The sequence below is a fragment of the Lutispora sp. genome (assembly GCF_041687175.1).
GTDB lineage: Bacteria > Bacillota > Clostridia > Lutisporales > Lutisporaceae > Lutispora.
In genome coordinates, this window is the sequence record NZ_JAWLCK010000053.1 from 12,618 (window position 1) to 18,276 (window position 5,659).

Genomic DNA, 5,659 nt, shown 5'->3' on the forward strand with positions numbered 1-5,659 from the left:
GTAGGGAACGGTTCATAACCGTTCCGTTGACCCTACCCATATACTCATAACCTGACCCAAAAGGAATACCCCAAATACTCGCGTCACGCGTCAGGACCCAATAACATTACCCCAGGCAACGCAACGCGTAACAACACCTTAAAGGAATACCCTAAAGACTGACGACCAGAGACCAGAGACCAGCGACTGACCCAAAAGAAATACCTCAAATACTCTCATCATATATGAGGACCCTAGAGGAATACCTAAATCTGAGCTCTGAGTTCTGAACTCTGAGTTCTACTATAAGGAATACCCAAAAGTGTAACATAAGGGAGGAATAGAATTGGCAAACATAGAGCAATTAATTGAACAGGCTAATAAGAAAGCCCTGGAAATTATTCAAAACGGCCAACCAACATTAGTAGGCGTATCTACAGCTGGTGAAGCTATCCCTGGAATGAGCAAAAAAACCATATTCCACGCAGGACCACCATGCAAATGGGAAAACATGAGCGGGCCTCTAAGGGGAGCAATAATGGGCGCCTTGATGTATGAAGGCTTGGCCAAGGATCCTGAAGAAGCGGAAAAACTTGCAGCCTCAGGAGAAATAGAATTCGGTTCCTGTCATGAGCACAGCTCTGTAGGTCCAATGGCAGGCGTTACTTCCTACTCAATGCCTGTTTGGGTTCTCCAAAACAAAGCCTATGGCAACTACTCCTACTGTAATATGAATGAAGGCTTGGGCAAGGCATTGAGATTCGGAGCATATGGACCTGAAGTTATCGAAAGATTAAAGTGGATGGAAACTGTTCTAGGTCCTGTTATGAAAGAAGCAGTAGAACTTCACGGACCATATGATCTCAAGACTATGATAGCTCAGATGATACAGATGGGCGATGAAGGTCACAACAGAAATAAGGCTGGTACTTCTTTATTTATAAGAGAGTTTGCACCCTTTGTGGTTGAGACCAGTTTTTCACAAAAGGATAAGATCGATGTATTAAAATTCATGCACAGCAATGACCACTTTGTATTAAACCTTACAATGCCTGCTGCAAAATGTACATTGGAAGCAGCTGCAGGCATAAAATACAGCACCATAGTCTATACAATGTCAAGAAATGGCACAGAATTTGGCATCAGGGTATCAGGTTTAGGAAACAGATGGTTTACAGCTCCTGCTAACTATATTAAAGGATTATACTTCCCAGGCTTTTCAGAAAAGGATGCCAACAGGGACATTGGAGACAGCTGTATAACAGAAACCTGTGGCTACGGCGGATTTGCCATGGCTGCTGCTCCTGCGATAGTATTGTTTGTTGGCGGAACACCAAAGGATGCAGTAAACTATACTACCAGCATGTATGAGATTACAACAGAAGAAAACAAAATGTATACCATACCTGCCTTGAATTTCAGAGGAACACCTACAGGCATTGATATAAGAAAAGTTATAGAGACAGGAATACTTCCAATAATCAATACGGGAATGGCACATAAAGACCCAGGTGTAGGTCAGGTTGGTGCAGGTCTGGTTAATCCACCTATGAAATGCTTTGAAGATGCATTGGAGGCTTTTGTTGGAGAGTTGGAAAAAGAAGGTCTTGTTTAATTCAGGAGGTGAAATTTATGAGAAAACCCCTTGAACATATTAAAGTCCTGGACTTTACAAGAGTTCTGGCAGGACCATACTGTACAATGATACTAGCTAATATGGGAGCAGAAATCATAAAAGTTGAACGGCCTGGAATAGGTGATGACTCAAGAGAATTCGGTCCCTTCATAAACGGCCAGAGCGTATACTTCATAAGTCTGAACAGAGGTAAAAAAAGCATAGCTTTGGACTTGAAGCAACCAGAATCCATTAAGATCATAAAGGAATTGGTAAAAGAAGTTGATGTAGTTGCAGAAAATTTCAGACCTGGCACTATGGAAAAACTGGGCTTGGGATATGAAGAACTTAAGAAGATAAACCCAAGGCTCATATTCGCTACTATGTCCGGATTTGGTCAGACAGGACCTTACTCAAGGAGACCTGCCTATGACATGATAGTCCAAGGCATGGGTGGAATAATGAGCATAACCGGCCAGGAGGGAGGAGAACCAGTAAGAGTAGGAACCTCAATAGGAGATATTATTGCAGGCATGTTTGGAGCCATAGGTATCTTAGCTGCTCTTGCAGACAGAGATATAAGCGGTCAAGGGCGCATGGTAGATGTAGCCATGTTAGACGGCCAGCTTGCCATATTGGAAAATGCCATATCCAGATATACAGCCACAGGAGAAGCACCAAAACCATTAGGAGCAAGACATCCATCTATAGCACCTTTTGAAGCTTATAAAACTAAAGATAGCTATGTAATAATAGCCTGTGGCAATGACAGACTATGGGAAAGCTTTTGCAAACTGGTAGGCAGAGAAGATCTTCTGGAGATGGATATATTCAAAACAAACCCAGACAGAGTAGCTAATGTAGAAAAGCTAAAGGAATACATGACTGAGATAACTATGGAGAGAACAACTGCAGAATGGGATGAATATCTCAACAAAAATGGTATACCCTGTAGCCCCATAAATACAATCGATAAGCTATTTGCAGACCCTCAAGTTTTAGCGAGAAATATGCTGGTTGAAGTAGAACAGCCGGGAGCAGGGAAGATCAAGATAGCCGGCAATCCCATAAAGTTATCAGGCATGGAAGAGGAGCTACCATCTGAGCCAGCGCCTCAAATAGGAGAGCATACTGAATTGATATTGAAAAAATATTTAGCACCTGATGATGATAAGTAGGAAAAGCTGGAAGGGGAAGAGGCTATATAGCCGTGACAATAGAAAGTCATAATGATAAACTAAAAATATATATAATAAGTTTTAAATAACGGGAGGTAAGTGTAATGATTAAGAACTGGGAAAAAGTAAAAATGTATGATCTAACTCAACCAATAAGCCATCTTACGCCACCGTGGCCAACCTATGAACCACTGCAGATAAAGTTCTTTAAGAGACTTGCACCCAATGGCGCCAATGGTCAATTGATTACTACTTCAAACCATGTAGGTACCCATTTGGACGGTCCCTTGCACTTTGATACAGCAGGAAGAGACATTGCATCCCTGGAACTAGAGAAATTAATTGGCCCTGGAGTAGTTGTAGACCTTTCTGATATGGCAGAAGACTTTGGTATCTATACTCCAAAGGATATAACTGATAGAGTGGAGGTCAGAAAAGGCGATATACTTATAATCAATACAGGCTATCACAAATATGGCTGGGATCAACCAGAAGCTGATGAAAGAAGATATATGCTAAGACATCCAGGCCCAAGCCTAGATTTCGTACAATGGGTAAGAGACATGGAAATCAAATGGATCGGAGTTGACTGTGGATCTGCTGACCACCCAATGAACACAAAGATTAGAGATTGGGAGCCAAGAGAAGCTGCAGCCTGCGATAAATACATGAAAGAAAAATATGGCAAGAGCCTTGATGAAATGTATCCATGGCCTGAAGAATACCAGGCTATGCATATCCAGCTTTTCTGCAAGCCATACGAAGCAATACACGCAGAAAACCTGGGCGGCGACATAGACAAGGTACTCAACAAGAGACTTGTAATCGGCTGCTTCCCATGGAAGTTTGTCGGCGGCGAATCCAGCATCTGCAGAATAGTAGCATTCGACGAAGAATAATTTGATAAAAAATAGGCGCTTTTATGAGCGTCTATTTTTTATATAGAACTAAGAACTCAGAGCTCAGAACTCAGTATTAGGGTATTCCTTAATCAGTCTCTAGTCTCTGGTCGCTAGCCACTAGTCGTTTTGGTATTGTTCTTTGATCTCTATTCTCTGGTAATATGACATTTCTATTATGGATTTGGTTCTCCCTATTTATAAATATGAAATACCCTTTAGTGTATTTTAGTGCAACTTTAGTGTCCTTTAGTGTTCTTAAAATAAAACCCTCCGTGTAAATCAGTGTTCTTCCAAATGACCCCGGAGGCATACCCTAAAACTAGAGACCAGCGACCAGAGACTGGTGACTAGCGACTAGTGTCTCATATTTTTGTCATAAAACCTTATCCTCCTCATATACATAGATATAGAAAATAACTATGCCCATGAATGGGAAAAGCCAAATTATTAATAGGAGGAGGAAAGCGATGCCTGTTGAATTAATAAAGAATCCTTTAAAACTATGCAGGATAATTGGCGAAGAAATGTCCAGCACTGTGGTGGAAGAAGACATAAATGTGCCAGATGTCAGTCCGGATGTATATAAGATACTATATCCCTCTGCAAGAGTAATAATAAAGAATTCAGAAACAGCAGGGGATAAAGTAATTATAGACGGCCAGGTGCTTATGAACATTTTATATGCAGCAGACATGGAGGGAAGGCCCTTAAACTGCATCAATATTTCTGCAGACTTTAGCCACTCCATCGAAATGCCTGGAGTAAAACCTCGCATGAAGGAATGGGTTGATGTTGTTATACAGCATGTAGAGGCAGAGATAATAAACTCAAGAAAGATAAGAATACGAACAATAATGGATATAAATTGCATGGTTGAAGATATATTTGACATGGACCTGCCTGTAGATGCAAGAGGGTCATCAGATATTCAGGTTCTGAGAGAAACCTTCGGGATTAAGGAACTGGCAGGAATCATGAAGGATAAGTATACCATAAAAGAAGAAATGGAACTAAGTCCGGAACAGCCTCCAGTTGATGAAGTATTAAAAACTGATTTCAAGGCAGCAATAAAAGATCTTCTTACGATGGAAGGGAAGCTGCAAATAAGCGGTGCTCTATGCTTTACCATGCTTTACAAGTCAACCAATGAAGGCTCTATAGAGAGCTATGAAGGAGAAATTCCATTTACTGAGTACATAGAAATGCCTGAAGCAGAAACCAGTATGGAAAGCACTGCAGACCTCCAACTTAAGGACTGCTATCTGGATGTATATGAAAATGATGAAGGAGAAAATAAAAAGATCTCTATCAACGCCAATATGGACTTAACAGGCAAGACTTACAAAGACATGGCTCCAGAGATTCTCAGTGATCTATATAGTCCTACTTCTGAACTGGATACAGAAAAGGCAAGCTATGAATTTAATGAATTTATGGGAAGAGGAATCAATAGCACTGTTATTAAAGAGAGTCTTAGCATCAAGCCAAAAAGCCCGGAAATAGAAAAAGTATGCTCCATGGATGCTCGAGTCATTGCTAATGAAGTAAAGGTCATGGATGACAAAGTAGCGGTAGAAGGTACAGTAGATGTAGATTGTATATATGCCTCCTCCTTCAGCGGAGAGCCTATGAATGCTCTTAAGGAACAGTATCCCTTCAGGGCAGTGCTGGATATGGATGGGGTCAAAACAGAAATGTTTGCAAAAGTGGTATGCCGAATAGACAGCATAAGCTTCTCTGCTATAAGCAATACCATTATAGACTTCAGGATAGTTATCACTACAACAGTCGATGTTTATAAGAAGAAGTCCAAGAAGCTCATAGATAAAGTAGAGGAGAAGGAAGGCATCGTTTTAGACTATAATACTCTTCCCGCTGTGACTGTATATGTGGTAGGAAAAAATGATACCCTCTGGAAGGTTGCTAAAAAATACAATACCACAGTAGACGCCATAGCTAAGGTAAATAATATAGAGAATCCAGAT

The 5,659-nt window shown here is 40.9% G+C and carries 4 protein-coding genes; all 4 read left to right on the forward strand.

Annotation, left to right across the window (positions count from 1 at the left end; translation table 11 throughout):
• Window positions 1-325: 325 nt before the first annotated feature.
• Entirely contained in the window at window positions 326-1,594 is a 1,269-nt protein-coding gene (locus ACESM9_RS09015) for a DUF1116 domain-containing protein (protein ID WP_372997447.1), read from the forward strand.
• A gap of 17 nt (window positions 1,595-1,611) precedes the next feature.
• Window positions 1,612-2,772 (forward strand): CaiB/BaiF CoA transferase family protein, encoded by a 1,161-nt coding sequence (locus tag ACESM9_RS09020; RefSeq protein WP_372997449.1) that lies wholly within the window; start codon window positions 1,612-1,614, stop codon window positions 2,770-2,772.
• A 104-nt stretch (window positions 2,773-2,876) separates the two neighbouring features.
• Window positions 2,877-3,671 carry a cyclase family protein gene (locus tag ACESM9_RS09025; RefSeq protein ID WP_372997451.1) on the forward strand — a complete coding sequence of 265 codons (795 nt, stop codon included), beginning with the start codon at window positions 2,877-2,879 and terminating at the stop codon, window positions 3,669-3,671.
• 470 nt (window positions 3,672-4,141) lie between these two features.
• A partial coding sequence (locus ACESM9_RS09030) for an SPOCS domain-containing protein (protein WP_372997453.1) occupies window positions 4,142-5,659 on the forward strand: 1,518 nt, incomplete at its 3' end.